Origin of the sequence: Pseudomonas sp. QTF5 (assembly GCF_000512695.2) — a bacterium.
Taxonomy (GTDB): Bacteria; Pseudomonadota; Gammaproteobacteria; order Pseudomonadales; family Pseudomonadaceae; genus Aquipseudomonas.
Genome location: NZ_AZRW02000012.1, coordinates 1 through 25,757, shown reverse-complemented (window position 1 = coordinate 25,757; position 25,757 = coordinate 1). Strand labels below are relative to the sequence as shown.

Genomic DNA, 25,757 nt, shown 5'->3' with positions numbered 1-25,757 from the left:
GGCCACAAAGTGAACAACGTGAGGTATGCCAAGTATAGTCTATATAGCATACTCAGACATTCTTCCTATTTTCTCTCATCTTGAACCCACGCCTTACTGTACCTGCAAATGATCTTAATAAAGATACAGGCGTAGCGAGCATCGTTGCCTTCAATAGAATATTCGTATTATATCTTGGAACGGCCAAGCCAATCAGCCTTAGAGCCAAGAATCTAAACAACAACGTTTTCTTTCTGTATGCTTGATGAAATTGAACCTTTTCTACTCTCGAACAATCTACTTCACTAGAAACGTTTATATATCCACTTTTAATACATTGCTCTAATAGATTTTGCCCTACTCTATTTCTAGAAATAATAAAGCTCTGGCCATCCCTTTCTGAAAAATCAGGCGATCCATCCTCCGCAACATGCCAGGCATCAGCACCTGTAATATCTGCAAATTCACCTGTACCATCGGGACATAACTTACAACGCCATTGGACCCGCGGACTAAGAACATATCTCCATGACTCCTCATAGGACATAGATCTTGTGGTATCGTCCTTGAGTGTGACTGTAGCAGACCCTGGCCAACCATCGCCTCTGTATCTAAAGTCTTTAACTTCAGATTCCTCTACTCCTAAATCTTTAACAATTTTCAGAGTACCTTCTTTACTGGGGACACCAGCACACATGAACGACAACATATATTTAATTTTGTCGTCTATTCGCTTATCGTGCTTTGCCAATCGTCTCAAAGCTGCCACATCACAAGGCTTTCCGACGAAAGCAAAGGTTCCCGGCCTGTCTAACAAACTAACAATAGTATTCAATGGAGCCGAGGGGGAGTATCTAGAACCAGTAGCCTTTAATATTTCAACTCTATTTTTTGCTATATTAACTTGTGTATCGAACGGATTCTCATCACCAACACAAGTATTCACAACGTAATCTACTATTTTTTCCTCTAGTAGATATATTTGAATTGCACTCAATACCCCGCCAGATGACCCTTTCAGACGCACTTCGCTATCTGACGCGGCACCAATAGAAATTGTATCGACAACGCCCCACAATGGGTGATGATCTTTACTAGCAGTAGCGTGACTAACATTCAATCCTGGACAAACATCTTTTATAACTTCTGAATCCAACAATTTCAGCTCATTATAAATTTTCGGCCTTAAATATCCTTCATCATTCATTGCAACCTTGATGTTACTGGCGCCCGCGATACTTTCACACAGCCCGCACCCAGTACATAGATTGTTTTTCTCTACTAACTTAATAATATTTGAGCTCATTTATTCACAGCTCTCAAATTTTCTTTTCAGGAAAGATTTATATACACCGAGCTTAGTTTGCGCCAGAGCATTACTCTTGCTTATTTCCTTGGCAAGACTTTCTCTATCAGCGTAACCTTCTAAGATTGTATTAATAGCGGCTTGAGTTGTATCAGACTGACCATCTACTAAATTTTTATACCCTAATGTCCCATATAGACCGCTAAACTTGCGACTGTACGCCACAGGCACTACGGGTACCCCGCTAGAAAAGGCCGCAATCGTTGCATGCATACGGGCACCAGTAAAAAAGTCCAAGTTCGAAATATAACTTTTTGCCTCTACAGGCGAGGAAAATTTAGGCGCTAATACACACTCAGGAAATTTATTCTTAACACTCACGCTAGCGCGATAATCATCTTCAACCGCATACCTATCAGTTATAACATGCGAGACCAAGTGCACTCTAACATTACTGTCCTTCGAAAATTCTTTAATAACACTTTCGATCAAGCTCGGATAATTAATCGTTAATCCAAACTGATTCTCCCCGTTGTACCCTCCATTCATTAGCAACCCGGAAATATTGATCCCTACATTTATATGTTCTTTTACTTTTTGAACATTTCCACGATTATACGGTAGTGCAAAAGCCAGGTCGGTTACTACGCTTGAGTTACGCTGATGTCCATTTTTTACCAAATAATTATAGGACTGCTCATCTCGAGCAAACACAGCACTCGCTTTCTTTAAAATGAAGTTTGATACAACCTTCCCATACCCTTTATTAAAGGGCCCAATAGTTTGGGGGCTAAGCACAAGTTCTTTACCGCAATTAATCACCAACGCCTTACTTAATGCCTGCTGAAGAAACCTTTTAAAACCATATATATCCGTAAAACTATCACCTTCACTCAAATCAAACACGATAAAGCATTCAGATATCGCCTTCCTGATATCAAGTAGCTTTAACGGATTTTTAGCTATTTGCCTTATTGAAAACTGAGAATAACTTACCTTGCGTGTCGTAGCTTTTTGAAATTCATTATCCGTCGACGGCATCATTCCAATGACGTGATAACCAACATCTAAATTAAGTTCTTCAAGTGCCTCTTCGATCAAACAAAAATGACTATAACTTAAAGCTCCAACGCCTAAATTTTCAGAAGGATAGTTGTGCCATAAAAGTCCAATTTTTTTCATTACCCAATTCCTCCAAAGTCATTAATAAAAAAGATAGCTATAAGCATATAGAATCCGATGGTTAGCACTATATTTTGTTTCGATAGCCCCAATGGCACGTTACTGCTAATTAGCCTATAGATATAAAGCATGTGCAACACCAAAATAGAAACCAGAAGAGAAACTACAATCCCTTTTATTCCCAAATATGGCACAACCAATACAGATAGCGCTAAAAAAACGAGCATACTTAAAACGTTGTAAAAAGCCCGATAACTTTGATGCCCTAAGCTAGATAAGACTATCCCGTGTGCTGCTGCCAAATATCTCTGCATCAGCAAAACACCTATAAGAGGAAGTAAGCCTACTAGCTCTACATATTTTTCTCCGTAAACTATGCTTGTCATTGGCGCGGAGCCATATATGAACAGCACAGCTCCTAGACCGCCTAACAACTGCATCTTAAAATACAGCCGGACTATCAAAGCTTTTAACTTGTCGTCATCAGCATTATGACGTGAAAGACTCGGAAGATAAACATTAGACAAGACTTGCGCCCCCGTATTCGCACCTTGCAATAGGCGCATCCCTGCCTGATATATACCAACCGCGTTGTGCCCTAGTAAATACCCTACAATCAGAGTGTCTATACTGGTCACAAAGTTAGTTAAAAATGCATCTATTCCAAAAGCTGTATTTCTTCTTATATCGCTTATGGTTTTTTTCAGACTACCCCGAATCATCTGTTGGTAGTTTATAAATTTATAGATGGTACAAGACAAAGCAAGCTGCACCGCCTTACAAAAGAGCATACCCAATGCAACACTTTTAGCTTCTCCTCCCATAATTAAAATTGTCATGAGCACAGAAAAGTATACACAATTGCTAATAAGTGTAATTGCAGATTCGTAATGGTACTTATTAATACCCCTGTACACCGCATTCATAGATTCGGAAAACGAGGTCATAACACATGAAGCTAACACAATAAAAAACAAAACCACCTGGTACATATGAAGCTTCAAGTACATTACCGTTAGCGCTGAAACAAGGAGCAATACAAATGACAACACTAACTTAGCCTTTATAACATCAGCTAATATCTGCCTTTCTTGATTCTTGTTGACTCCTATATCACGCAATATACTTTGAGTGAATCCAAAATCCACAATCAAACATGCTATCGTTGCTGCTGTATATATATATATGAACTCACCAAACTCAGATACATTCCAATAACGCGCCATAAAAACGAATAGCGCGACATTAGTTAACAGCCGAACAAATACGGTAAAACCCATGAAGAATATTTTTCGAATCACTGACAACCCTTTGACCTTTACAAGGTTTCTAGAGAGCGCGGGCACGCTACCGCCCCAGGATTTTTCGTCATATTCCTCAGGACGTGATGTTTCCATGAAATATCGGCTCGATCATGCCTATTGGCTAATGATCCGGAACAGCAGCAAACGATAAAACCAAAGAATAATAGTACCGCCGTCAAACATCTGAACTTATGACGCGCCCTTATTCAATACTCATCAACTTTTGTCAGAGGCATAGGCATAGTTGTAATAACCATAATCGCTGTAGCCATATTTATTGGACGCCTTTCTCTCCACGCCGTTAAAAATCGCACCTTTAATGGCAACGCCATTCTGGGAGAACCGGCGGACCGTCAACTCGATTTCTTTCGCCGGGTTCAGGCCATAGCGCGTCACGATCAGGTTGGTCCCGGACAAGCGTCCGACGATCGCCGCATCTGTCACCGCCAGTAGCGGCGGCGTGTCGAGAATCACCAGATCGTATTGCTTGCTTGCTTGCTCCAATAGCGCGCTGAAATTGGCGTGCATCAGTAGCTCGGAAGGATTGGGCGGGATTTGGCCTCGACTGACAAAATCGAAGTTGTCGATTGCGGTCTTATGGATAGCGGTGGCCGCATCGCAGCGCCGGGCCAGGATATCGGAAAGCCCATTGTCTGCAGAAGTACCTAACACTTTGTGCAGATAGCCCTTGCGCATGTCGACGTCGATCAACAATACCCGTAACCCGGTTTGCGCTATCACCACCGCAAGGTTGACCGATACGAACGTTTTACCCACTTTAGGGCTAGGCCCGGAAATCATCAGGCGGTTATTGTCGGCCTCATGCATGGCGAAATGCAGACTGGTACGCAAACTGCGCAATGCCTCAATTGCCAGATCGGTAGGATGACTGACGGCCAGCAAAGTAGAACCTGCGGAACGCCCTCGTCCGCGGGAGATTTTGTCTTCTTCGGTTTTCTGCAGAGCGCTGTAAGGAATCGAAGCGTAGACCGGCAACCCAAGTTGCTCGATGGCTTCCGGGCTTTCCAATCCCCGGTTCAGCGCCTTGCGTACCAACACCAGGGCCACCGCTAGGAAGCCGCCAAATATTGTGGCGATCAGTACAATCAAGGCTTTTTTCGGTTTGACCGGCTTGAGAAAATTGACGTCTGCAGTGTCGATCAGACGCACGTTACCGACCGTCCCCGCGCGCATCACATCCAGCTCCTGAGACTTGTTCAGCAACTGGGTATAAATGGCCGTACCGACTTCTACATCCCGGGTAAGGTTCAGCAATTCTTGCTGGGTGGAAGGAAGGCCCTCCACCTTGCTCGCCAAACTTTTCTGCTTGCTGCTCAACTCACCGATCTGGGTCAATAATGCGCGATAGGCGGGATGTTGCCGGGTGAACTTGCGGTCCATTTCGGCTTGTTGCAGCTTCAACTCGGAGATGCTGGTATCGAGCCCGACAATCTGATCGAGAATGGCTTTGGTTTCGAGCGTGATGTCCACGGACTTGCTGCGCGTCTGGTATTCATTCAAGGCATTCCCGGCTTTCTCCAGGTCCTTCTTGACCACCGGAAGTTGCTCTTTGAGAAACGCCAGGCTCTGCGCTGCCTCAGCGGAAGTGCGCTCTACGTTTTGCCGAACATAAATAGCGGCGATTTCATTGAGTGTTTTAATGGCCTGGTCCGGATCTGTACTTTCCAGTGACAGGCCGATCATGCCCGAATCCTTTCCGCGCTCGACTACATCGAGATCCTCTTGGTAGTCGAGGATACTGCTCAGGCGGGAATTGCGGATGATTCTGAAACGGGTCCCAGGTTTGGCATGCAGTTCCTCTATCTGAAACGTAACGCCATTTTGTTCGAAAAGTTGACCCGCCTGGCTGTCTGCCAATAAGTTGTCGTCTTCGTCCACCAGGGTGTAATGCCCATTTTCACCCGTGGTCAGGGTCAGCTTCTTGTCCAGTTGCGAGTCGGGAAGATCCAGTTTGAATATCTTCAGCGACTCCCCTCCCCAGGCGTAACTGTTCAATCCCAACAAAGGGTCGGCTATTTCACCGGGATTTTTATTCTGGAACCGACGCGCCAGGAACTCGCCGACAATCGGGAAGTACATCGGTTGTATGACGATATCAAGTTTCAGGTTATCGACCGTCTTGCCAATCACCGCACGAGACTTGATCAACTCGATCTCGGTCGCCGAAGGCGACTCTTTTCCCAACATGCTGCTGACATCGGAGAAGCCCAACAAATCGTTCTTCTTCGCTTCAACCTGCAACAATGCATTCGCCTGGTATACCGGCGTCGCCAGCACCGCGAACGCTACACCAGCCGCCATAAAGGCACCGGTAACCGCGGCAATCAGCCATTTATGGTCGATAAGTGTTCCAAACAAGCCGAGAAGATCAATCTCTTCATTGTCGTCGTCCCGCACGTTGATTACCGGTGCTTGCTGCATAAGTCGGATTCTTTGCCTGTATTACGATTCAAAAAGGAGTGGCCATCAGCGCGCCAGGCGCTGTGCCCATGCGAGTACGGCTTCTTCGATCAACGCATAAGCGTGCACAAAAGCAGGTTTGCCTTGACGGTAGGGGTCGCTGATTTCGCGATCGTCTTGCCATTTGCCCAGCAGCAACACTTTGCCTCGGGCTTCAGGGGCAATGTTGAGTACCCCGCTGACATGTCGTCGCTCCATCACCAGAATCAAGTCCGCATCATTAACGGCTTGAGACGTGAGCTGAACGGCCTGGTGCTCGTGGGGCAGATGACCGTGCTCCGTGAGTACTGCGTGTGCCGTCGACTCGAAGGGTTTGCCCGTCAAGGCAGCTAGGCCAGCCGAACTGACCTCAATATCGGAATGAACGAGTGCCCCGCGCAGCAGATGCTCCGCGGTGGGACTGCGGCAAATATTGCCGACGCAGACAATCAAAACCCTTTTAAGCAAGATAACATTCCCCGTCTTGTCAACATTGGCGGTGACATAGCACTTGCCGAACATAAGAGCTTTAAACTACGAATGAATCCGGGTATTTATAACCCGGCAACTGCAGCTGAAATTTTCAAGAAATCAGTGCGTATTTATTACCATGAGGTTTGAACACCCCCCAACTTTTTCTCCAGACAAAAAATAACATTTCGCTCTTTAATGCCGAATAAATGCCGAAAATAACAGTTCATGAATTTATCCAGACAATTTCTAACAATTACCATTTTCCCGCGACCGTTCAATCTAAATTACACCAAAATAGCGAATGGCTTATGTATAGCTGTTCCGCTAGTGCATTGCCAGGGCGTCGGGTATTCGGTTAATCGTTGGGTAAGAGATGCCTTGGGCAATAACTTTTTTTATAGCGGGTGAGTCAAAAGCATGCCGTGGAACAACCAGACATGCTCGCCGGCCAACCAACCGCCCGATCTTTTCTCTGCCTGCACCTGGCGCAAAACATAGCGTAGAGGCTTTTCGCTGCCGACTGAGGGTTGCGAACATTTTCTCGAGTGATCGGACCATCTAGAGCCCGCACTCTCCAGCGTTGTCGGTTCCGACAACAAGAGTGGAACCTTTCCTACTGCCATTAGCCACTCCATCTGTCTACTTTCAAGGACGTTTCCATGATTCGTAAATGCCTATTCCCCGCTGCCGGCTATGGGACCCGCTTTTTGCCCGCCACAAAAGCCATGCCGAAGGAGATGCTGCCGATCGTCAATAAGCCGCTGATCCAGTACGCCGTCGAGGAAGCGCGCGACGCCGGCCTGCAACATATGGCCATCGTCACCGGCCGGGGCAAACGAGCGTTGGAGGATCATTTCGATGTCAGCTTCGAGCTGGAACACCAGATTCGTGGCACCGATAAAGAGCGGTACCTGGAAGGCACTCGAGAGCTGATCGATACCTGCACTTTTTCCTATACCCGCCAGGTAGAGATGAAGGGCCTGGGTCACGCGATTCTCAGCGGTCGTTCGTTGATCGGTGATGAGCCATTCGCCGTGGTGTTGGCCGACGACCTGTGCCTGAACCTTGAGGGCGATGGCGTACTGGCGCAAATGATCAAGCTCTATCAGCAGTTCCGCTGCTCGATCGTGGCCATTCAGGAAGTGCCCCGTGAGCAGACTCAGAAGTACGGCGTGATTGCCGGCGAGCTGATTCGCGAGGGTATTTACCGGGTCAACAGCATGGTCGAAAAGCCCCGCCCGGAAGACGCCCCATCCAACCTGGCCATTATCGGCCGGTACATTCTGACGCCCGATATCTTCGATCTGATCGCTGACACCGAGCCTGGCAAGGGCGGTGAAATCCAGATCACCGACGCCTTGATGAAGCAGGCCCAAAATGGCTGCGTGCTGGCTTACAAGTTCAAGGGCCAACGCTTCGATTGCGGCGGCGCTGAAGGTTACATCGAAGCCACCAACTTCTGTTTCGAGCACCTGCATCAGAACACCTGGTGACGGCGCTGAACCCTGACAAACGTGTGCGTTATCGAATTGATTTTATGGTCTTTATTTCCCTATGGACGAAGCCTCTATGAAGACATTGAGCGGTTTCAAGGCAGGTGACAGTCGCCGCCCGTATGGCGCTGACCTTAAAAACAACCTCGCGTACCTCATCGTGCGCGCCTATGCGTCGGAGCTGATTTTTCCCCGCGTGCAGAAACCACCGGTGCTGCTGGTGGAGCGCATCGGCGCTTTCCCCTCCTCCGGGGAGATCCGCCGTCAAGTCAAGGATGGTCCGGCGTTGCTGGCGAGCATCAGGCAGCGTTATGCCGCCGATGCCCTCGACATCGACGAGAGCGATGGGCTGAACCTGGTCTTTGCCGACTGGCGTCTCAGCCTGCGTCTTTTGGACGATGGTTGCGTGACTTGCCTGACCGTGGAAAGTCGCGGCGACAGCGTGCTCATGCAGCACAAAACCGCCGAACTGCTGGGGCAAATCGATGCAGGGAGGGAGTTCGAATGAACGCGATTGCAGAACACGCCGAGAAAGCCTGGTATCTGCTTCAGTGCAAACCCAAACAGGATGAGCGCGCCGAAGAACATTTACAGCGTCAGGGCTATGCCTGTTTTCGCTCGACCTACCGGCGTGAGCGCGTTTTGCGCGGGCAGCGTCGTGTGATCAGCGAGTCGTTGTTTCCGGGCTATCTGTTTATTCAACTGAGCCTTCAGGACAGTTGGGGCCCGCTGCGCTCGACCCGCGGTGTTTCGCGCGTCGTCGGGTTCGGCGGTCAGCCACTGCCGATCCGCGATGCGCTGATCGACGAGCTCCAGGAGCGAGACAGCCAGGCGATCGTGACAACGTTGTTGAGGCACGGGGATACGGTGCGCATTACTGAAGGCCCGTTCTCCGATCTCGAAGCGGTGTTCCTGGCCATGGACGGCGAGGAACGGGTACTGCTGATGATGAATTTTTTGCAGCATGAACAGCGCATCAGCCTGCCGTTGGCGGGGGTTAACAAGCTTTAAATTTTGTGGGAGCGGGCTTGCCCTAATGCCAGTCAGTTAAGCGTGATACTGGCATTAGGGTGGCCCGCGAAAGCATTGTGTCAGGCGATATCAATGTTGGCTGGGCGGGCGAGCCCGCCCCTACAAAACCTACGCCCCTTCTGAGAGATGATTCCAGTCGATCCAACCCAAAAACCATGTCGCCAGAATCAGTAAACCGAATGCGATCCGGTACCAGGCAAACACTGCATAACTGTGGTTGGCGATGAACTTGAGCAAACCGCGCACGGCAATCATCGCAAAGACAAATGCAGCGACAAACCCTAAGGCAAACACCGGCAAGTCCGCGGACTGGAACAGGTCGCGGTACTTATAGCCCGAGTACACCGCGGCGCCCACCATCGTCGGCATCGCCAGGAAGAATGAAAACTCGGTAGCCGTCTTGCGTGACAGACCAAACAGCAAACCGCCGATAATCGTCGATCCCGAGCGCGAAGTGCCGGGGATCATCGCCAGGCACTGTGCGCAACCGACTTTCAAGGCATCGGTCCAGCGCATCTCGTCAACGTGATCGATCACCACCACATGCTCGCGTTGTTCGGCCCACAACATGATGACTCCACCTATCACCAGCGCCACGGCCACGGTGATCGGGTTAAAAAGATACTCATGGATCTTGTCGGCGAACATCACACCCAGAACAACTGCCGGCAAGAAACCGATCAATAAATTCAGCGTGAAGCGCTGCGCATTACGCTGGGTCGGCAAACCGGTCGTGATCTCCAGAATCTTGTGACGAAACTCCCAGACGACCGCCAGAATAGCCCCCAACTGAATGATGATATTGAACGCCATCGCTCGCTCACCGCCGAAGTCGAGCAAGTCCGCGGCAATGATCTGATGCCCCGTGCTGGAGATGGGCAAAAACTCTGTGAGCCCTTCAACCAACCCTAGAATCGATACCTGCGTGGTGGTCCAGAAATCCATTAATCCCCCGTTAAACCCTCTCGGCTGAAAGGTCTGTTGATGATGCCGAGCATTTGATCCTGATCGCGATTAAACCTGTCGGACCAGCGGAGGATTAAAGCGCACTCTCTGCCCGCTTTAGCTAAACGTTATAAAACGTCCATGTCGGAGCGCCGGGGCCGGCGCCCTGTAAATGACCTACGCCGGCGAATGAAAATGTTTTGCAGGACTGGTATTTGTGCATCGCGAATCTATGGATGCCACTCATCGTCGGATCGTTGACGTTTTGACTTTCGGCGCGCGCAATGTCCTACCCAAAAATGATCGCCCAAGAGAAAACTCCATATGGCAAAGATCACAGTACTCGCCGGTGACTTCCCGCAGTGCGACGGGGAATATCACCTTGGAACCATCACCCTCAAAACGTCTCTCAAACCCCGGCTTGGAACCAGCTTCCCGGTCTCGGAATTTAAAGATCTGACCATTCAGAACACTGATTCCAACAAGAATATTAAGTCCGCCATAGGCCTGGGGCTCGCGGGTGCCATGTTGCTCGGTCCCGTTGGAGCCATTGCCGGTTATCTGCTCGCCGGCAAAAACACCGAAGTGACCTTTATGGCCACAATGAAGGACGGTGGAAAGCTGCTCGCGGCGACCGACAGTGACACCTACCGGGATATCTCGGCACGCGCCCTGAAAAAATCCCGAGCCGGCCGCCGAGATCCCCTTTCCAGATCACTTAACAACGGATCCATTCATTGATCCGCTTGCCCGGTGACGGCGAAAATGTTGCAGGGCACTCGATAGAGAACATGCTCCGTGGTACTGCCCACCCACTTGTCCAGCCCCTTGCGATGCGCATTTCCCATGACGATCACGTCGGCCCGGTGATGCGCTGCAAAGTCGGCCAGCGCTTTACCAGGCGGCCCTGCAACGAAGTGTTGCCGCTCGGTGGGTACGCTGTAGTGATCGGCCAATGCGATGAATGACTTGTGCAAAGACTTGCGCACGTCGCTACTGAAGCCAGGCATTGTCACTGCACCGGCGCCCGCATCGGACATATGCGTCTGCGCCAGATCGTAGGCATACAGCAGATGCATTTCTGCATGGCATTGCGTTGCCAAATCATTCGCAGCCTGGATGATCAGGTCGTTGATTCCAGTGATCTGAGTCTCTGGGTGCGACGGATCGACTGCCGCCACAATCACGCGCGGAAGTGGGCAACCGACTTCGCTGACCAGATGGACGGGCACCGGACATTCGCGCAGCAGATGCCAATCCAGAGGCGTGATGAACACGCGTTTGAGCGCGGACTCATGCTGCACGTCCTTGATCACCAGGTCCGGCTGTAGGGTTGCCACGTGTTGAAGGATTTCTTGCAGCGCGTCGCGAGTGAAAAGTACCTCGGTGCTCAAGTTGATTCCGCGCCCGCGGATTAGATCGGCTTCATCCTTGAGCCATTTTTCGTTCTCTTGCTGACAAGCCTCACGAAACCGCGCACTGGCGTGTATCAAACCCATGAGGTTGAAGTCTTCGATAACCACCGTGATATGCAGCGCTGCACCGGTGGCTTCGGCAATGGCGACGGCCCGCTGCAGCGCCGGCGTATGACGCATGGTAGGACCGGCTATTAGAAGGAGTCGTTGATATTGGCTCATGTCACACCTCCAAACGTTCTGGGATATCTGCTAGCCCCCCAGCTTCTCGTCTGTCGCACCGCCAGCGATCTGCTCTCGCCGCAATGATCTGGATCGACACAATCAATATACGCCTGGATTCAACTAACCATCCAAGGTGTGTCTCATTGCAGCCAATACAATGAGACACATCCCGACGGTCAATTGATTGACGACGTAAAGTTACTTCTTCGCGTACTTCGCGCCGTGCGGATCGTTAAGTTTCACCTGCATCAACTCCCATTCACGCTGAATGATCGAGTAAGGGATAAAGACGCTGACTCTCTCAGCCCCCTCTAACCCAGGGTGAAAACTCACATCATTAAAAGAGGTGGAGAAAAAACCGACATTGATACCGACAATGCTGCCGTCATTGGCGATGACGGGGCCACCTGACATCCCCTTTATTATCGGGGCATCATGAATGGCATAGCGTTCGCCGCTGCCTTCATTGCTATTGATGAAAGGCGCCGAATACACCTTGCCTTGCCCGCTGACGGTGGTCATGTAGGGGCTCGCCCCCACGGCGGTGATGTGTTCACCCACACGCGGTGCGCGCCATGACGGGTAGCGGCCGTCGGCCTTGTGCTGGATGAAAACAAGGTCGCAACCGGTGCTGCAGCTGTATTTCACGTTGCGGATGAGGGGGGTGTGGCGAGTGGTGACGGCATAGTCTTCGTTCCATTGCACGGCCGAAGCCATGTACAGATAAGGCAAAGGAAAGCCCGAGAAGACTGAAAAGTATGAATCATTGGCAGGCCCCGACAAGTCGGGTTTTACCATACCGTTGCATCCTGCAAGAACAGCTCCTATAAAAAAGTAGGTCATGAATTTAATCATGATGATCACCGACTTATTAGGAGGATTTGATTTTTATTGTGGCGAATCTTTTAGTTGTCAGGTTCTTGTAGTTTTCCTCGCAGCCCGGTCTGGTTGGTTATTTATGGCTGAAGTTTTAATAAATGCGTATGAATAAATTGTGCTAAGACTAATTACTTTTCGATCCATATAATAAACTTCAACTATTTGACGCCTGAAAAATGGCACCCACATAATAAGCACACTAGAAATTAAACTTTCTTACTTGGTGTAAAGCCCATGAAACAGCGGCTTTCAGGGCAGTTGAATCGCCTTGGCATGCCTGGGTAACGCCACAGAAATCAGCGCTGCGAAAATAACAAATGCACTGGATATCCATAAACACGCCCCCAGACCCAGCCGAGCGCCAAGGTAGCCACCCATCAGGTTGGTGATCACGCCATTGGGTTTCTCAGCGTTTGGGGTTTACGCATTTGGGCCAACGGCAAATGTGTCGACCCTGCATGTGAATGATATTTATTTACTTACAAAAGATAATCGTTATCATTAGCGCCAATAACTAAAAAAGGAGCTCATGGTGGCTTTACCGCGCATTTACCCCGCCTCTCTCTCACTGCTGGGGCTTTTTGCAGTACCTGATTTACAGGCAGAAACCCAATCGGCATTGGCCCTGCCTGCCACCGCTGTGACCAGCGATTACAGCGAGCAGAGCTACAAGCCGACCGACAGCCGCAGTGCGCTGAAGATCGACGCCCCGCTGCGGGATATCCCGCAAACGGTGAACGTGATCCCCCAGAGCGTGATCAAGGATCAGGGCGCACAATCGATGGAAGACGTGTTGAAAAACGTTCCAGGCATCGGTCTTTCCAACGGCGATGGCCAGCGCGACCAGGTCACCATTCGCGGCTTCAGTGCCATCGGCGACATGTACGTCGACGGCGTTCGTGACGACGCGCTGTATTTCCGCGATCTGTCCAACGTCGAGCGCGTGGAAGTGATCAAGGGGCCGGCAGCGGTGCTCTATGGCCGCGGCTCATCCGGTGGCCTGATCAATAGCATCAGCAAGAAACCCAACTTCACCCCCAAGCAGGAAGTGGGTGTCAGCTTCGACAGCGAAGGTAAAAAGCGCACGCAGTTCGATGCTGGCTGGGCCGATCAGCAGCAAAACGACAAGGCATTCCGGGTGACCGGTGCGCTGGAGAACAGCGACACCTTCCGCGATGACGGCTATATCGATCGCAAGGCCATTGCGCCTTCGGCCTACTTCAAGCTCTCCGACGATCTTGAGCTGAATCTGGGGGCGACGTACCTCTACGACAAACGCTTGATCGACTTCGGCATTCCCGCGCGGGGCAATCGCCCAGTCGATGTCGATCGGGACAAGCGTTTCGGTTCCGCCGACCCGGATGACGATTACACCCGCAGCGAAGTGTTCTCGTTCACGGCCGGCGTCGACTACCGCATCAACGACGACTTCACCCTGAGCAACACCAGCCGCTACTACCACTACGATCTGGATCGCAACAACACACTCGCCGACTCCAGCCCGACACGTTTCGTCACTGCCCCCAACGGCGAATTGCTGGTGAAACTCAACCGGGGCAACGTGCAGCGCAAGGAAGACGGCTGGTTCAACCAGACCGAACTGAAGCAACAGGCCATGTTCGCCGGGATGAACCACAACCTGCTCTATGGCGTGGAACTGGGGCGCCAAGTCAAGGACCAATCCGTCTTCAGCCAAAGCAACGTAGCGCGGGTCCCGGTGTACCGCGATGGCCTGGTCGACGTGCCGTTCCAGGCCAACCGTCAAACCGCCAAGGGCACCAATACCCAGGACACGGCCGGTTTCTACGTCCAGGATCTGATTGAGCTGACTCCACAATGGAAAGCTTTGCTGGGTGTGCGCTATGACGTGTTCGATCAGGAATACTCGGATGACCTGACGGGTGCCTCCATGTCCCGAACCGATAATACCTGGAGCCCGCGCGCAGGCCTGGTCTACCAGCCTGATCAGGTTCAGTCCTACTACATTTCGGTGAGTCGTTCTTACCAACCCTCCTCCGAAGTCTTCGCCCTGAGCACCACCAACCAGGACCTCGAGCCGGAGCAAACCACCAACTTCGAGATCGGCGGCAAGTGGGACCTGCTCGACAATCGCCTGGCGTTGACGGCGGCGCTGTTCCGTCTGGAACGCACCAACATGAAAACGACCGATCCGGCGAACCCGACCAAACTGGTCCTGTCGGGCGAGCAGCGCACCGACGGTCTTGAGTTGACCGCCAGCGGGCAGTTGAGTGACAAGTGGCAAGTGTATGCCGGCTATGCGTATCTGGATGCCGAAATCACCAAGTCCAACAACCGAACCAACGGCGTCGCCAACGAAGGCCAGACACCCACCCTGACCCCGCGTCACAGTGCCAACCTCTGGCTGGTGCGCTCGCTGACCAACACCTGGCGCGTGGGCATGGGGGCAAACTATGTCGACGATCGTTACACCGCACTGGATAACCAGGTGGTTATGCCGGCTTACACCACCGTGGACGCGGCGTTGCTCTATAACTTGCCGAAATGGGACATGGCGCTGCGCTTGCGTAACGTCTTCGACAAGGACTATTACGCCTCGGCCCATGGCTCGGTGGACCTGATCACCCCTGGAGCACCACGAACTCTGGAGTTGAGCACCAACTATCGGTTCTGAGTGAAAACCTGAAATCAAATGCCGCAATACCGGTCAGTTAAGCGCAAATTCCTGTGGGAGCGGGCTTGCTCGCGAAGACGGCAGCACAGTCAATATTGATATCGCCTGACACACCGCTTTCGCGAGCAAGCCCGCTCCCAAAGGTTTCGCACCTTAACCGATTGGCACTAGTCAAACGCCCGGGCGTTTGTTGCAGCCCGCAACATCGTGACAACGATCAAAAGCTCAACTAATCTTCAGCGCGCGAGACTGATTGAGAATCTCTCGCGTTGTCGGACAACAACAATATTTCGAGGAAAACCCATGCGTAAACTTCTGTTGCTCTCCCTTCTTGCCGCCTCCCCCCTGGCTTTCGCCGGTACTCAATGCACCACAGCCGACAAGGCCCAATGGCAGGACCAGGCCAAATTTCAGGAAGATCTCAAGGCCAAGGGCTACAACATCAAGAAGTTCAAAGTCACGACCGGCAATTGCTACGAGATCTACGGCTTTGACAAAGACAAGCGCAAAGTCGAGATCTACTTTGACCCGGTCACCGGCAAAGTCGTGAAAGAAGAAATCGAATAGGACGAATGTGAAAGCTGAAACCCTGCGTCTCTGGGATCCCCTCGTACGCGTTTGTCATTGGTCCCTGGCGGTTGTCTTCATCAGCGACTACTTCCTCAACGAGGAAGGCGACGGCTGGCATCGCTGGCTCGGCTATTACGCCGTGGCGGTCGTGCTGGTGCGCGTAGTGTGGGGGTTCATCGGCCCACCATCGGCACGTTGGGCAGACTTCTGGCCGACCCCGACCCGGGTCGCTCATCATGGCCGGGCGCTGTTTTCCGGCAAGGGCTATCACCGCATGGGGCACTCGCCCATCGGTGCACTGGTGATGGTCCTCATGCTGCTGTTGATGACCGGCCTCGGCATCAGCGGTTTTTTGATGGAAGAAGTGGACTACTTCTGGGGCGAAGACTGGCTACGTGATGTCCATGAGGTTATGGCCAACGTGCTGCTCGCGCTGGTTTGCGTGCATATCGTCGCGGCGGTGGTGGAAAGCCTGCGTTTGCGTGAAAACCTGCCGCTGTCGATGATCACTGGCCATCGTCGTAAGCGCTAGCTCTCAAAGATTCCTGATACCGCACTTGCCCTCCCCCTTGCGGGAGAGGGCACGTGCCACCCTATGTGTGATGAATTTCCCGATCCTTGGTTTCCGGCAGGAAGAACGTGCCAAGAATGGCCGTCATCACGGCGATGACGATGGGGTACCACAGCCCGTAATAGATATCCCCCGTGGCTGCGACCATGGCGAACGCCACCGTGGGCAGAAAGCCGCCGAACCAGCCATTGCCGATGTGGTATGGCAGCGACATCGAGGTGTAGCGAATGCGCGCCGGGAAGAGTTCAACCAGCCAGGCGGCGATCGGGCCATAGACCATGGTGACGTAGATCACCAGGATGGTCAGGAGCAGCAGCACCATCGGATAGTTGGTCTTCGCCGGATCGGCCTTCTCGGGGTAACCGGCGTCCTTGAGGGCGGTGCCGAGGGTCGCGACGAAGGCATCGTTGCGGGCCTTGAAGTCAGCGGCCGGCATGCCAGTGCCCTCGAAGCTCGGGATCACCTTGTCGCCGATGCGCACCTGCGCAACAGCGCCCGGTTCAGCCTTTTCGTTCTTGTAGGGTATGGCCCTCTTCGCCAGCAGGGTCTTGGCAAGGTCGCAGGAGCTGGTGAATTTGGCCTTGCCCACCGGGTCGAACTGGAACGAGCACTTACTCGGATCGGCGATCACCGTGACCGGGTTCTTCTCCTGCGCGATGAACACGTCGGGGTTACCGTATTGGGTCAATGCATGGAAGATCGGGAAGTAGGTCAGCGCCGCGATAATGCAGCCGGCCATGATGATCCCTTTGCGGCCGATGCGGTCGGACAGGCTGCCGAATATGACGAAAAACGGTGTGCCGATCAGCAGGGAGCCGGCAATCAACAGGTTGGCGGTCTGCGGGTCGATCTTCAGCGTCTGCAACAGGAAGAACAATGCATAGAACTGCCCGGTGTACCAGACCACGGCTTGGCCGGCAGTGCCGCCAAGCAACGCCATGATCACTATCTTGAGGTTGTCCCAGCGGGCGAAGGATTCGGTCAGCGGCGCCTTGGAGGACTTGCCTTCTTCCTTCATCTTCAAGAACACCGGTGACTCGCTGAGTTGCAAGCGGATGTACACCGAGACGATCAGCAGCAGGATCGACAGCAGGAAGGGAATCCGCCAACCCCAGGCCTCGAAGGCTTCGGTGCCGAGAATGGTGCGGCAGGCGAGGATCACCAGCAGCGAAAGAAACAGGCCGAGGGTCGCGGTGGTCTGGATCCACGAGGTGAAGTAGCCGCGCTTGCCTTTGGGCGCATGTTCGGCCACGTAGGTCGCCGCACCGCCGTACTCACCGCCCAGGGCCAGGCCTTGCAACAGGCGCAGGGTGATCAGGATGATCGGTGCCGCCACGCCGATGGTCGCATAGCCGGGCAGAAAGCCCACTATGGCGGTGGAGATACCCATGATGACAATGGTGATGAGGAACGTGTGCTTGCGCCCGATCATGTCGCCCAGTCGACCGAACACGATCGCGCCGAAGGGGCGTACGGCGAAGCCCGCGGCGAACGCGAGCAGCGCGAAGATGAAGGACGTTGTTTCGTTGACGCCGGCGAAGAAGTGCTTGGCGATGATCGCGGCGAGGGAGCCGTAAAGGTAGAAGTCGTACCATTCGAACACGGTGCCCAGGGACGAGGCGAAAATGACCTTGCGCTCCTCCTTGGTGATCCCGTGGTGGGGCGCGCTGCCCGTGGATGCGTTGTCGATTGCGGCCATGAGTCTTCTCCGTCTTGCTCTTGTTATAGGCCGGAGTACCTTTTTACCTTTCTACCGCACCCAGGCCCCAGGGCTGATGTCATCGGATCAAGGATTGCGCAAAGCATGCAAACAGGCTGACGGCCTCGCATCGCTGCAAGGTTTTTTGAAGCATAATCGGCTTCGCGCAGATATCCACTCGGCCATCCCGCTCAGACCCGGGCCGACGCGCTGTCGAATGACTATTCAGACCCGTGAGATCCCACGCGAAGCGTCTGGATGGCGCCCCGCTGATGCCTATTCTTCGGGGCGGCCATCGCCCGGAACTTCGCAGCGAAAGAATTTCGTATACCCTATCGCCATCTCACTCCAAACGACCGCTGCCGTGAACCTACCCAAACTCAACGCTCCCGACCTTGGCAATACACCCTCGACCTCGGAAATCATCACCCGTCATCTGCGGGACGCGATCGTCGCCGGGCATTTCGCCGAAGATGAGCCGATTCGCCAGGACGACATTGCCCGCCAGTTCAACGTCAGCAAGATTCCGGTGCGCGAGGCCCTCAAGCGGCTGGAGGCCGAAGGGCTGGTGATGTTCCAGCGCAATCGCGGGGCGATGGTCACGCGGGTGTCCGATGCCGAACTGGCACAGATGTTCGAAGTGCGGATGTTGCTCGAGGACAAAATACTGCGCCTGGCCATTCCCAACATGACCGAAGAAACCTTCGCCCGTGCCGAGCGCATCTGTCAGGAGTTCATCGGCGAGGATAACGTGGGCCGCTGGGCCGAGCTCAATTGGGAGCTGCACGCTTGCCTTTACGAGCCGGCGCAACGACCGTTTCTGGTCAGCCTGATTCGTTCGGTCAACGACAAGCTGGAGCGCTACCTGCGCATGCAGATGAGCCTGTCGGCGGGCAAGGAACGGGCTGATCACGAACACCGTGAAATTCTCGCAGCCTGTCGTGCAGGCAATGTGGATCTGGCGGTGAAGCTGCTGGACGAGCACATTGCCGGGGTCTGCAAGACTCTGTTCGAACACCTGCCTCACGCGCACTGACCACTAGAATGCTGTGCTGATTTCGTCGCCGGCACAGGATAAATCCATCAAGCCGACACCCCGCTGCACAGGCCACTCTTTCGTTCACTCATCTGAACGGACGTGGCCCTCCCATGAAACGCATCACCGTGATCGACTCCCACACCGGCGGCGAACCGACCCGTCTGGTGACTGCCGGCTTTCCTGACCTGGGCACCGGCAGCATGGCCGAGCGTCGCAAGCTGCTCGCCGAACATCACGATCAATGGCGCGCCGCTTGTGTGCTGGAACCCCGTGGCAGCGACGTGCTGGTGGGTGCCCTGCTCTGCACACCTGTGGACCCGAGCGCCTGTGCCGGGGTGATTTTCTTCAACAACACCGGATACCTGGGCATGTGCGGCCACGGCACCATCGGCCTGGTGGCGTCGTTGGCGCACTTGGGCAAAATCGGCCCCGGTGTGCACAGCATCGAGACCCCGGTGGGCACGGTGCAGGCGACTCTGCACGAGGACCATTCGGTGAGCGTGCGCAATGTGCCGGCCTACCGTTACCGCAAGGCGCTGGTATTGCAGGTGCCAGATGTCGGCCAGGTGATCGGCGATATCGCCTGGGGCGGCAACTGGTTTTTCCTGATCGCCGAGCATGGCCTGCGGGTGGCCGGCGATAACCTCGAGGCGCTGACTACTTATACCTACGCTGTGCAGCAGGCGCTGGAGGCCCAGGGTATTCGTGGCGAAGACGGCGGGCTGATCGACCATGTCGAGCTGTTCGCCGATGACGATCACGCCGACAGCCGCAACTTTGTCCTCTGCCCCGGCAAGGCTTATGACCGCTCACCGTGCGGCACCGGCACCAGTGCCAAACTGGCGTGCCTGGCAGCGGACGACAAGTTGCAACCGGGGCAGATCTGGCGCCAGGCCAGTGTCATCGGCAGCGAGTTCGAAGGCTCTTACGAATGGCAGGGCGAGCGCGTCGTGCCGACCATTCGCGGCCGTGCCTTTATCAGCGCCGAAGCCAGTTTGATCATCGAACAGGATGACCCGTTCGCCTGGGGCATTCGTCCATGAACGAGGGCCTTGTGGCCGATGTGATCGTGATCGGCGCCGGCATCATCGGCGCCGCCTGTGCCCAGGCGCTGGCCCGTCGTGGCTTGCAGGTGCTGGTGCTGGACGCCGGCCTGCACGGTGCGACGGCGGCGGGCATGGGCCACCTGCTGGTGCTCGACGACAACCCGGCCGAGCTGGCCCTGAGTCAATATTCCCTGCAACGCTGGCGCGAACTGGCGCCGGACCTGCCCGACGGCTGCGCCTACCGCAACAATGGCACGCTGTGGCTAGCGGCCAATGCCGAGGAAATGGCGGTCGCCCATGGCAAATACCTGAACCTGCAAGCCCAGGGCGTGGAGTGCGAATTGATCAGCGCCAGTGCTTTGCGCCAGCGTGAACCGGAACTGCGCGAAGGTCTGGAAGGCGGTTTGTTGATCAATGGCGACGGCATTCTTTATGCGCCGGCGACGGCCAGCTGGATGCTCGACACGCCGAACATTCGTCAGAGCCGGGCGAGGGTCAGCGCAGTCGATGGCAACCGCGTATGCCTCGATGACGGCCACTGGTTGAGTGCCGAAGCGGTGGTGTTGGCCATCGGTATTCAGGCCAACGAACTGTGCCCGGAGTTGCCCATCGAGCCGAAAAAAGGTCACCTGCTGATTACCGACCGCTACCCCCGCACCGTCACCCACACCCTGGTGGAGCTGGGTTACGTGACCAGCGCCCACAACGCCACGGGGCCGTCGACCGCCTGCAATATTCAGCCGCGCCCCACCGGGCAATTGTTCATCGGTGCCTCACGGCAATTCGGCACCACCGACCCGCAAGTCGAAGGCTGGATGCTGGCGAAAATGCTCAAGCGCGCCGCCGAGTACATGCCCGGGCTGGCCCGGCTCAACGGCATCCGTGCCTGGACCGGCTTTCGCGCCGCCAGCCCCGACGGCCTGCCGCTGGTGGGCCAACACCCGCAGCGCCAAGGCTTGTGGCTGGCCGTCGGTCATGAAGGGTTAGGCGTCACCACGGCCCCCGGCACGGCCGACTTGCTGGTGGCACAACTGTTCAACGAAACCCCGCCTCTGGCCGCACAACCCTATCTGCCCCAGCGTTTCCTCGGAGAACCTGCCTATGCCTGAATTGCTGCTGGACGGCCGCGCCTTGAAGGTGGCCGAGGGCACCAGCGTCGCCGCTGCCTTGGCGTTGGGCAGCGACGGATGCACACGCACGTCGGTCAGTGGTCAGCGCCGCGCTCCACTGTGCGGCATGGGCATCTGCCAGGAATGCCGGGTGACCATCGACGGCCGGCGACGCCTCGCCTGCCAGACCCTGTGCCGAGATGGCATGCACGTGGAGACACGCCCATGAACGAATACGCCGATTTGCTGATCATCGGTGCCGGTCCCGCTGGCATGGCCGCCGCCCTTGCCGCCGCACCCAGCGGCGCACGCATCGTCATGCTCGACGACAATCCGCTGCCGGGCGGGCAAATCTGGCGTGACGGCCCGCAAGCCAACGTACCCGATCAGGCCCGTCGCCTGCGTGAGCGTTTGCAGGCTTGCAGCAACATCCGCCATCACGCCGGCACCCGGGTGATCGCTAGTCCCGGTCCAAAACAACTGTTGGTCGAAGATGAGGACAACGGCTGGTTGATCAGCTACGACAAACTGATTCTGTGCACCGGCGCCCGCGAGCTGCTGCTGCCCTTCCCCGGGTGGACGTTGCCTGGCGTGACCGGGGCCGGTGGCTTGCAGGCGCTGATCAAGGCGGGTGTGCCGGTGCAAGGTGAGCGCGTGGTGATCGCCGGCAGCGGCCCGCTATTGCTGGCGAGTGCCGCCACCGCGAAAAAATATGGCGCGCAAGTACAACGCATCGCCGAGCAAGCCTCGCGCATCGCCGTCGCCGGTTTCGCCGCGCAACTGCCTCGCTGGCCCGCCAAATGGTTGCAATCGTTCAGCTTGTTCGACCGCCATTACCGCACCGCGACTCATGTGCTGGCCGCCCTTGGCACTGACCGATTGGAAGGCGTGCGTCTGCAACAACAAGGCAAAATCGTTGAGCTGGAATGTGATCGACTGGCTTGTGGTTTCGGCTTGATTCCGAACATTCAATTGGGCCAGGCACTGGGTTATGCCCTCGAAGGTCAGGCGTTGGCGGTGGATGCCTGGCAGGCCAGCAGCCGCGCCGATCATTATGCGGCAGGCGAATGCACCGGGTTTGGTGGCAGTGAACTGGCGTTGGTCGAAGGTGCAATTGCTGGCCACGCGGCGGTCGGTGATATTGAAGCGGCCCGCCAATTGTGGCCACGCCGGGGACGCTGGCAGGGTTTCGCCAAGGCACTGAATCAGGCATTCGCTCTCGACCCGCAACTCAAGTCACTGGCCCAACCCGACACCCTGGTCTGCCGCTGCGAAGACGTGCCTTACGCCGCATTGGCCGGGCACACTGACTGGCGCGAAGCCAAGCTGGCCAGTCGCTGCGGCATGGGGGCCTGCCAGGGTCGAGTGTGTGGTGGTGCGGTGCAGCACCTGTTCGGCTGGCAACCTTCAGCGCCCCGCCCGCCCTTCAGCCCGGCGCGGATCGAGACCTTGATGTGCCTGGACGACACCCCGCCGGCCTGATTCCCACTCGGGGGTTTCGGCCACGCTGCCGAGCCTCTATGATCCCGGGGTCGCCCTCAGACCCCAGCGCCATGTACCCCTCGCTCAGCACCTTCAAACCCTGCGACCTGCCAACGCTGCTCAACAGTCTGCAGCCGATCGCGCCGCTGCTCGATACCCTGGCGGACGTGGTGTTTTTCATCAAGGATTGCGAAGCCCGCTACGCCTTCGTCAACCAGACCCTGGCCCGGCGTTGCGGTTTCAAACATCGCGAGGAGCTGCTGGGGCGCACCGCCGACATGGTCTTCCCGGAACGCTTCGGTCCGCTGTACACCGAACAGGATCGACGGGTACTGTCCAGCGGCCGCGAACTGTCCGACCAACTGGAGCTGCACTTGTATTACGGCAACCAGCCGATCTGGTGCCTGACCCACAAACTCGCCTTAAAGGATGAACAGGGTCAAATCGTTGGCCTGGCCGGGATCTCCCGCGACCTGCAATCACCCCAGTCCAACCATCCCGCGTTCCAGAAACTCGCCGCCGTGGATGCGCACATCCGCAGCCACTTCGCCCGCCCCATCAGCCTCGCCGAACTGACCGCCATCGCCGGCTATTCCGTGGCGCAACTGGAGCGTCACTGCAAACGGGTATTCCAGCTCACCCCACGGCAGATGATTCACAAGGCACGCCTGGAAGAAGGTTCGCGGTTGTTGCTGCACACAGAACTGCCGATCACCGAAATCGCCCTGCGCTGCGGCTACACCGACCACAGTGCCTTTAGCCGACAGTTTCGTGCCTTGACCAGCTTGTCACCGAGCCAGTTTCGGGATAATCAGCGTTAGGGTCATTTTCCGGTGGTTTGATCCTGGGTTTGAGGGTGTTCTTTCGGGCCTCTTTGCGAGCAAGCTGAACTGGCCTGACGATTTTTAAGTGATTGCGAAATTCATGCGCTATGCTTGAGTCATCAAGTATCTATCAACCAGGAATACCCATGAACAACGATCAGCGAACCGCACACCTCATTTACGGACCGACCGGCGCAGGAAAAACAACCTTTGCCCGAAAGCTTGCCACGGAAGTCAACGGCGTTCGGTTCGGCGTTGACGAGTGGATGCATGCGCTGTTCGGGGATGACGTGCCGGAACGAATGGACATGTCTTGGGTGATGCCTCGTGTGGCCAGATGCCAGACCCAGATCTGGTCGGTTGCACAACAAATACTGGGTACTGGAACAGATGTCGTTCTGGAGCTTGGCTTGCTTCGAAAAGTAGACCGAGACTCGATCAAGGCAAAGGTTGAACAAGCAGGGCATGGGGTGCTTTTCCACTTTGTCGATGCCCAATTACCGATTCGCAGACAACGAGTGCTTCGCAGGAACTCGGAGCGGGGAGAAACGTATTCGTTCGATGTGACACCCGGAATGTTCGAGGCAATGGAGTCGTACTTTGAGCGTCCGACCGAGAGTGAACTGTCGGGTTCGCACCTTGTGCGAGTACCGCAAGAATGAGCATCGTGAAAATAGCTGACACTGGCAGCGATGCGGACTCAGGCCTTGAATTTTGCATCAGATTGTCACGCGCCTACGCCACCCTGACGCGACGCCTCGACAACGTGTTATCCGGTTTGCACGGGCTCAGCTTTGCCGATTTCATGACCCTCTACTACCTTGAGCGCGCGCCAGGCGGCAGGCTGCGTCGGGTGGACTTGGCCGAACGCTTGGGCTTGACCGCCTCTGGCGTCACTCGCAGCTTGCTTCCCCTGGAAAAGTTGGGCTTGGTATCACGACAGCCTGACCCGAGGGATGCACGAGTGGGCTACGCAACACTGACAGATTCCGGGCACCAGCTCCTGGGCCATGCAGTTATTTCGGTCCGCATGGTTGCAAAAGACGTTACAGAATTGGTTTTGACAGAACAAATCGAGGCGACATCTGCGCTACTCGGGCGACTGGCAGGGATGAACTCGTCCAATAGTTGAGAAGTCTCAGCCAGCCCAGAAAATTGCCCTTCTCGCACCACAGGTGATCTATGGTGTTCGCAAAAAATGGGTTCACTGCAAATCCACTGTGGGAGCGGGCTTGCTCGCGAAGAGGCCGGCACAGCCACCACAAGGCTCGGCGTCAGACCGCTAAACAAGCATTGTTTAAACGACACTTCCAGACACTCACCCAGGCTACACATCCTTGCGCCGTTGCCTACGACTACGCCAGAATCCGCTGGCTTGTGCGCCTTGAGGCCGGGCTCTATCGTTTCCGGGTCGCTGACGAATCAGCGATCGGATTTGACCGTCCGAATCAATCAAGGCGCGCCAGCGTCCAAGACCTAATTCAGGCATTGCCTGAAATATCGTGTCGCGGTGGCTGTGCGTGGGACACCTTCGGGTGTGCCGGAGTCCTTGATGTCCGGTCGGTCAACCCGCGTACAGCTGCCACCTTGTTCGTTTGACCGCGAACGGCGGTAGCTCCAGTCATCAAGGAGTTCACCATGTTCAAACCTACACCCAACCCACCGGAAACCGATCCAACCTCCCCCTACGAATCCCTCGATTCCAAAAAACTCAACGAAGCCGCCGACCGCGCCCTCGATCACTACCTCAAGCCGCCCATCCCCAAAGACACCAAGCGCAAACCCAGCACCATTTACCATGTCGGCACCGAGGTCGATAACGAAAACCTACTGGTCAACGCCTGCGAATCCCTGGCGTCAGCGAGCATGATGCTCAGTGAGTTCGCCGGGTTGATGGACATGCCACATCGCAACATGATGTTGGGAATTCAACAGGTCGTGATGCTCGGTGAGTTGGCGGTGAATCGGGTGCTGGATAACCTCGATCCGCAGGGCTAACAGACGCACTGATCGTTCCCACGCTCCGCGTCACTAGTGTCCGGTAAACATGTTTCATAGCTGAAGGCTGCC

Annotated in this window: 25 protein-coding genes; 16 read left to right on the top strand and 9 right to left on the bottom strand. The window is 54.9% G+C overall.

The features are described from left to right. Positions 1-52: 52 nt before the first annotated feature. The 5 genes from IC37_RS12110 to IC37_RS12090 form a co-directional block, all read right to left on the bottom strand. Positions 53-1,285, bottom strand: a complete 1,233-nt coding sequence (locus IC37_RS12110) for a Coenzyme F420 hydrogenase/dehydrogenase, beta subunit C-terminal domain (RefSeq protein WP_081729412.1) — start codon at positions 1,283-1,285, stop codon at positions 53-55. Next, the gene (locus tag IC37_RS12105; protein WP_030132061.1) at positions 1,286-2,467 is read right to left on the bottom strand and encodes a polysaccharide pyruvyl transferase family protein; all 1,182 of its coding nucleotides are present in this window, start codon (positions 2,465-2,467) and stop codon (positions 1,286-1,288) included. Continuing rightward, positions 2,467-3,864 carry an oligosaccharide flippase family protein gene (locus IC37_RS12100; protein ID WP_030132060.1) on the bottom strand — a complete coding sequence of 466 codons (1,398 nt, stop codon included), beginning with the start codon at positions 3,862-3,864 and terminating at the stop codon, positions 2,467-2,469. The genes IC37_RS12105 and IC37_RS12100 overlap by 1 nt, the downstream gene beginning before the upstream one ends. A gap of 123 nt (positions 3,865-3,987) precedes the next feature. After that, positions 3,988-6,213, bottom strand: coding sequence for a polysaccharide biosynthesis tyrosine autokinase (locus IC37_RS12095; protein ID WP_030132059.1), 2,226 nt, complete (start codon positions 6,211-6,213; stop codon positions 3,988-3,990). 45 nt (positions 6,214-6,258) lie between these two features. Beyond that, the gene (locus tag IC37_RS12090; protein WP_033865019.1) at positions 6,259-6,753 is read right to left on the bottom strand and encodes a low molecular weight protein-tyrosine-phosphatase; all 495 of its coding nucleotides are present in this window, start codon (positions 6,751-6,753) and stop codon (positions 6,259-6,261) included. Positions 6,754-7,364: 611 nt separating this feature from the next. Between IC37_RS12090 and galU the strand changes: the two genes are divergently transcribed. From galU to rfaH, 3 genes are all read left to right on the top strand, one after another. Beyond that, positions 7,365-8,198, top strand: a complete 834-nt coding sequence (gene galU, locus IC37_RS12085; RefSeq protein WP_008074716.1) for a UTP--glucose-1-phosphate uridylyltransferase GalU — start codon at positions 7,365-7,367, stop codon at positions 8,196-8,198. A gap of 76 nt (positions 8,199-8,274) precedes the next feature. Continuing rightward, positions 8,275-8,706 carry a hypothetical protein gene (locus IC37_RS12080; protein ID WP_030132057.1) on the top strand — a complete coding sequence of 144 codons (432 nt, stop codon included), beginning with the start codon at positions 8,275-8,277 and terminating at the stop codon, positions 8,704-8,706. Further along, entirely contained in the window at positions 8,703-9,209 is a 507-nt protein-coding gene (rfaH, locus tag IC37_RS12075) for a transcription/translation regulatory transformer protein RfaH (RefSeq protein ID WP_030132056.1), read from the top strand. The genes IC37_RS12080 and rfaH overlap by 4 nt, the downstream gene beginning before the upstream one ends. A gap of 129 nt (positions 9,210-9,338) precedes the next feature. Here rfaH and IC37_RS12070 read toward each other — a convergent pair whose 3' ends face one another. Continuing rightward, the gene (locus IC37_RS12070) at positions 9,339-10,175 is read right to left on the bottom strand and encodes an undecaprenyl-diphosphate phosphatase (protein WP_030132055.1); all 837 of its coding nucleotides are present in this window, start codon (positions 10,173-10,175) and stop codon (positions 9,339-9,341) included. Positions 10,176-10,499: 324 nt separating this feature from the next. Between IC37_RS12070 and IC37_RS12065 the strand changes: the two genes are divergently transcribed. Beyond that, positions 10,500-10,916 carry a hypothetical protein gene (locus IC37_RS12065; RefSeq protein WP_030132054.1) on the top strand — a complete coding sequence of 139 codons (417 nt, stop codon included), beginning with the start codon at positions 10,500-10,502 and terminating at the stop codon, positions 10,914-10,916. On the opposite strand, the gene IC37_RS12060 is transcribed toward IC37_RS12065, so the two are convergent. Next, positions 10,910-11,812 (bottom strand): universal stress protein, encoded by a 903-nt coding sequence (locus tag IC37_RS12060; protein ID WP_030132053.1) that lies wholly within the window; start codon positions 11,810-11,812, stop codon positions 10,910-10,912. The genes IC37_RS12065 and IC37_RS12060 overlap by 7 nt on opposite strands. A gap of 201 nt (positions 11,813-12,013) precedes the next feature. Beyond that, positions 12,014-12,613 carry a serine protease gene (locus IC37_RS12055; RefSeq protein ID WP_030132052.1) on the bottom strand — a complete coding sequence of 200 codons (600 nt, stop codon included), beginning with the start codon at positions 12,611-12,613 and terminating at the stop codon, positions 12,014-12,016. Positions 12,614-13,223: 610 nt separating this feature from the next. Between IC37_RS12055 and IC37_RS12050 the strand changes: the two genes are divergently transcribed. From IC37_RS12050 to IC37_RS12040, 3 genes are all read left to right on the top strand, one after another. Further along, on the top strand, positions 13,224-15,347 hold the full coding sequence (locus IC37_RS12050) for a TonB-dependent siderophore receptor (RefSeq protein WP_030132051.1): 2,124 nt from the start codon (positions 13,224-13,226) through the stop codon (positions 15,345-15,347). A 303-nt stretch (positions 15,348-15,650) separates the two neighbouring features. After that, the gene (locus IC37_RS12045) at positions 15,651-15,914 is read left to right on the top strand and encodes a PepSY domain-containing protein (protein WP_030132050.1); all 264 of its coding nucleotides are present in this window, start codon (positions 15,651-15,653) and stop codon (positions 15,912-15,914) included. Between the two features lie 7 nt (positions 15,915-15,921). Beyond that, positions 15,922-16,449 carry a cytochrome b/b6 domain-containing protein gene (locus tag IC37_RS12040; protein ID WP_030132049.1) on the top strand — a complete coding sequence of 176 codons (528 nt, stop codon included), beginning with the start codon at positions 15,922-15,924 and terminating at the stop codon, positions 16,447-16,449. A 61-nt stretch (positions 16,450-16,510) separates the two neighbouring features. Here IC37_RS12040 and IC37_RS12035 read toward each other — a convergent pair whose 3' ends face one another. Next, positions 16,511-18,187 carry an MFS transporter gene (locus IC37_RS12035; RefSeq protein ID WP_030132048.1) on the bottom strand — a complete coding sequence of 559 codons (1,677 nt, stop codon included), beginning with the start codon at positions 18,185-18,187 and terminating at the stop codon, positions 16,511-16,513. A gap of 364 nt (positions 18,188-18,551) precedes the next feature. Between IC37_RS12035 and IC37_RS12030 the strand changes: the two genes are divergently transcribed. The 9 genes from IC37_RS12030 to IC37_RS11990 all read left to right on the top strand — a co-directional run bounded on the left by IC37_RS12030 (position 18,552) and on the right by IC37_RS11990 (position 25,685). Continuing rightward, a complete protein-coding gene (locus tag IC37_RS12030) occupies positions 18,552-19,223 on the top strand; it encodes a GntR family transcriptional regulator (protein WP_030132047.1) in 672 nt (223 codons plus the stop codon). 113 nt (positions 19,224-19,336) lie between these two features. Then, positions 19,337-20,269 (top strand): 4-hydroxyproline epimerase, encoded by a 933-nt coding sequence (locus IC37_RS12025; protein ID WP_030132046.1) that lies wholly within the window; start codon positions 19,337-19,339, stop codon positions 20,267-20,269. Then, positions 20,266-21,381: an FAD-binding oxidoreductase gene (locus tag IC37_RS12020; RefSeq protein WP_030132045.1), complete on the top strand. Its 1,116-nt coding sequence runs from the start codon at positions 20,266-20,268 to the stop codon at positions 21,379-21,381. The genes IC37_RS12025 and IC37_RS12020 overlap by 4 nt, the downstream gene beginning before the upstream one ends. Continuing rightward, positions 21,374-21,610, top strand: coding sequence for a (2Fe-2S)-binding protein (locus IC37_RS12015; RefSeq protein ID WP_030132044.1), 237 nt, complete (start codon positions 21,374-21,376; stop codon positions 21,608-21,610). The genes IC37_RS12020 and IC37_RS12015 overlap by 8 nt, the downstream gene beginning before the upstream one ends. Continuing rightward, complete coding sequence (locus IC37_RS12010; protein WP_030132043.1) at positions 21,607-22,863, top strand: FAD/NAD(P)-binding oxidoreductase; 1,257 nt, start codon at positions 21,607-21,609, stop codon at positions 22,861-22,863. Before IC37_RS12015 ends, IC37_RS12010 begins: the two co-directional genes overlap by 4 nt. Before the next feature lie 71 nt (positions 22,864-22,934). Continuing rightward, entirely contained in the window at positions 22,935-23,684 is a 750-nt protein-coding gene (locus IC37_RS12005; protein WP_030132042.1) for an AraC family transcriptional regulator, read from the top strand. 149 nt (positions 23,685-23,833) lie between these two features. Beyond that, the gene (locus IC37_RS12000; RefSeq protein WP_033865016.1) at positions 23,834-24,349 is read left to right on the top strand and encodes an ATP-binding protein; all 516 of its coding nucleotides are present in this window, start codon (positions 23,834-23,836) and stop codon (positions 24,347-24,349) included. Further along, positions 24,346-24,819 carry a MarR family winged helix-turn-helix transcriptional regulator gene (locus IC37_RS11995; RefSeq protein WP_030132040.1) on the top strand — a complete coding sequence of 158 codons (474 nt, stop codon included), beginning with the start codon at positions 24,346-24,348 and terminating at the stop codon, positions 24,817-24,819. The genes IC37_RS12000 and IC37_RS11995 overlap by 4 nt, the downstream gene beginning before the upstream one ends. 506 nt (positions 24,820-25,325) lie before the next feature. Further along, positions 25,326-25,685, top strand: coding sequence for a DUF6124 family protein (locus tag IC37_RS11990; protein ID WP_030132039.1), 360 nt, complete (start codon positions 25,326-25,328; stop codon positions 25,683-25,685). Positions 25,686-25,757 lie beyond the last annotated feature (72 nt).

Excerpts from the sequence above, each read along its gene's own strand:
- IC37_RS12110 (WP_081729412.1), bottom strand. The coding sequence starts at position 1,285 with ATGAGCTCAAATATTATTAAGTTAGTAGAGAAAAACAATCTATGTACT.
- IC37_RS12105 (WP_030132061.1), bottom strand. The coding sequence starts at position 2,467 with ATGAAAAAAATTGGACTTTTATGGCACAACTATCCTTCTGAAAATTTA.
- IC37_RS12100 (WP_030132060.1), bottom strand. The coding sequence starts at position 3,864 with ATGGAAACATCACGTCCTGAGGAATATGACGAAAAATCCTGGGGCGGT.
- IC37_RS12095 (WP_030132059.1), bottom strand. The coding sequence starts at position 6,213 with ATGCAGCAAGCACCGGTAATCAACGTGCGGGACGACGACAATGAAGAG.
- IC37_RS12090 (WP_033865019.1), bottom strand. The coding sequence starts at position 6,753 with ATGTTCGGCAAGTGCTATGTCACCGCCAATGTTGACAAGACGGGGAAT.
- galU (WP_008074716.1), top strand. The coding sequence starts at position 7,365 with ATGATTCGTAAATGCCTATTCCCCGCTGCCGGCTATGGGACCCGCTTT.
- IC37_RS12080 (WP_030132057.1), top strand. The coding sequence starts at position 8,275 with ATGAAGACATTGAGCGGTTTCAAGGCAGGTGACAGTCGCCGCCCGTAT.
- rfaH (WP_030132056.1), top strand. The coding sequence starts at position 8,703 with ATGAACGCGATTGCAGAACACGCCGAGAAAGCCTGGTATCTGCTTCAG.
- IC37_RS12070 (WP_030132055.1), bottom strand. The coding sequence starts at position 10,175 with ATGGATTTCTGGACCACCACGCAGGTATCGATTCTAGGGTTGGTTGAA.
- IC37_RS12065 (WP_030132054.1), top strand. The coding sequence starts at position 10,500 with ATGGCAAAGATCACAGTACTCGCCGGTGACTTCCCGCAGTGCGACGGG.
- IC37_RS12060 (WP_030132053.1), bottom strand. The coding sequence starts at position 11,812 with ATGAGCCAATATCAACGACTCCTTCTAATAGCCGGTCCTACCATGCGT.
- IC37_RS12055 (WP_030132052.1), bottom strand. The coding sequence starts at position 12,613 with ATGGTAAAACCCGACTTGTCGGGGCCTGCCAATGATTCATACTTTTCA.
- IC37_RS12050 (WP_030132051.1), top strand. The coding sequence starts at position 13,224 with ATGGTGGCTTTACCGCGCATTTACCCCGCCTCTCTCTCACTGCTGGGG.
- IC37_RS12045 (WP_030132050.1), top strand. The coding sequence starts at position 15,651 with ATGCGTAAACTTCTGTTGCTCTCCCTTCTTGCCGCCTCCCCCCTGGCT.
- IC37_RS12035 (WP_030132048.1), bottom strand. The coding sequence starts at position 18,187 with ATGGCCGCAATCGACAACGCATCCACGGGCAGCGCGCCCCACCACGGG.
- IC37_RS12025 (WP_030132046.1), top strand. The coding sequence starts at position 19,337 with ATGAAACGCATCACCGTGATCGACTCCCACACCGGCGGCGAACCGACC.
- IC37_RS12020 (WP_030132045.1), top strand. The coding sequence starts at position 20,266 with ATGAACGAGGGCCTTGTGGCCGATGTGATCGTGATCGGCGCCGGCATC.
- IC37_RS12015 (WP_030132044.1), top strand. The coding sequence starts at position 21,374 with ATGCCTGAATTGCTGCTGGACGGCCGCGCCTTGAAGGTGGCCGAGGGC.
- IC37_RS12010 (WP_030132043.1), top strand. The coding sequence starts at position 21,607 with ATGAACGAATACGCCGATTTGCTGATCATCGGTGCCGGTCCCGCTGGC.
- IC37_RS12005 (WP_030132042.1), top strand. The coding sequence starts at position 22,935 with ATGTACCCCTCGCTCAGCACCTTCAAACCCTGCGACCTGCCAACGCTG.
- IC37_RS12000 (WP_033865016.1), top strand. The coding sequence starts at position 23,834 with ATGAACAACGATCAGCGAACCGCACACCTCATTTACGGACCGACCGGC.
- IC37_RS11995 (WP_030132040.1), top strand. The coding sequence starts at position 24,346 with ATGAGCATCGTGAAAATAGCTGACACTGGCAGCGATGCGGACTCAGGC.
- IC37_RS11990 (WP_030132039.1), top strand. The coding sequence starts at position 25,326 with ATGTTCAAACCTACACCCAACCCACCGGAAACCGATCCAACCTCCCCC.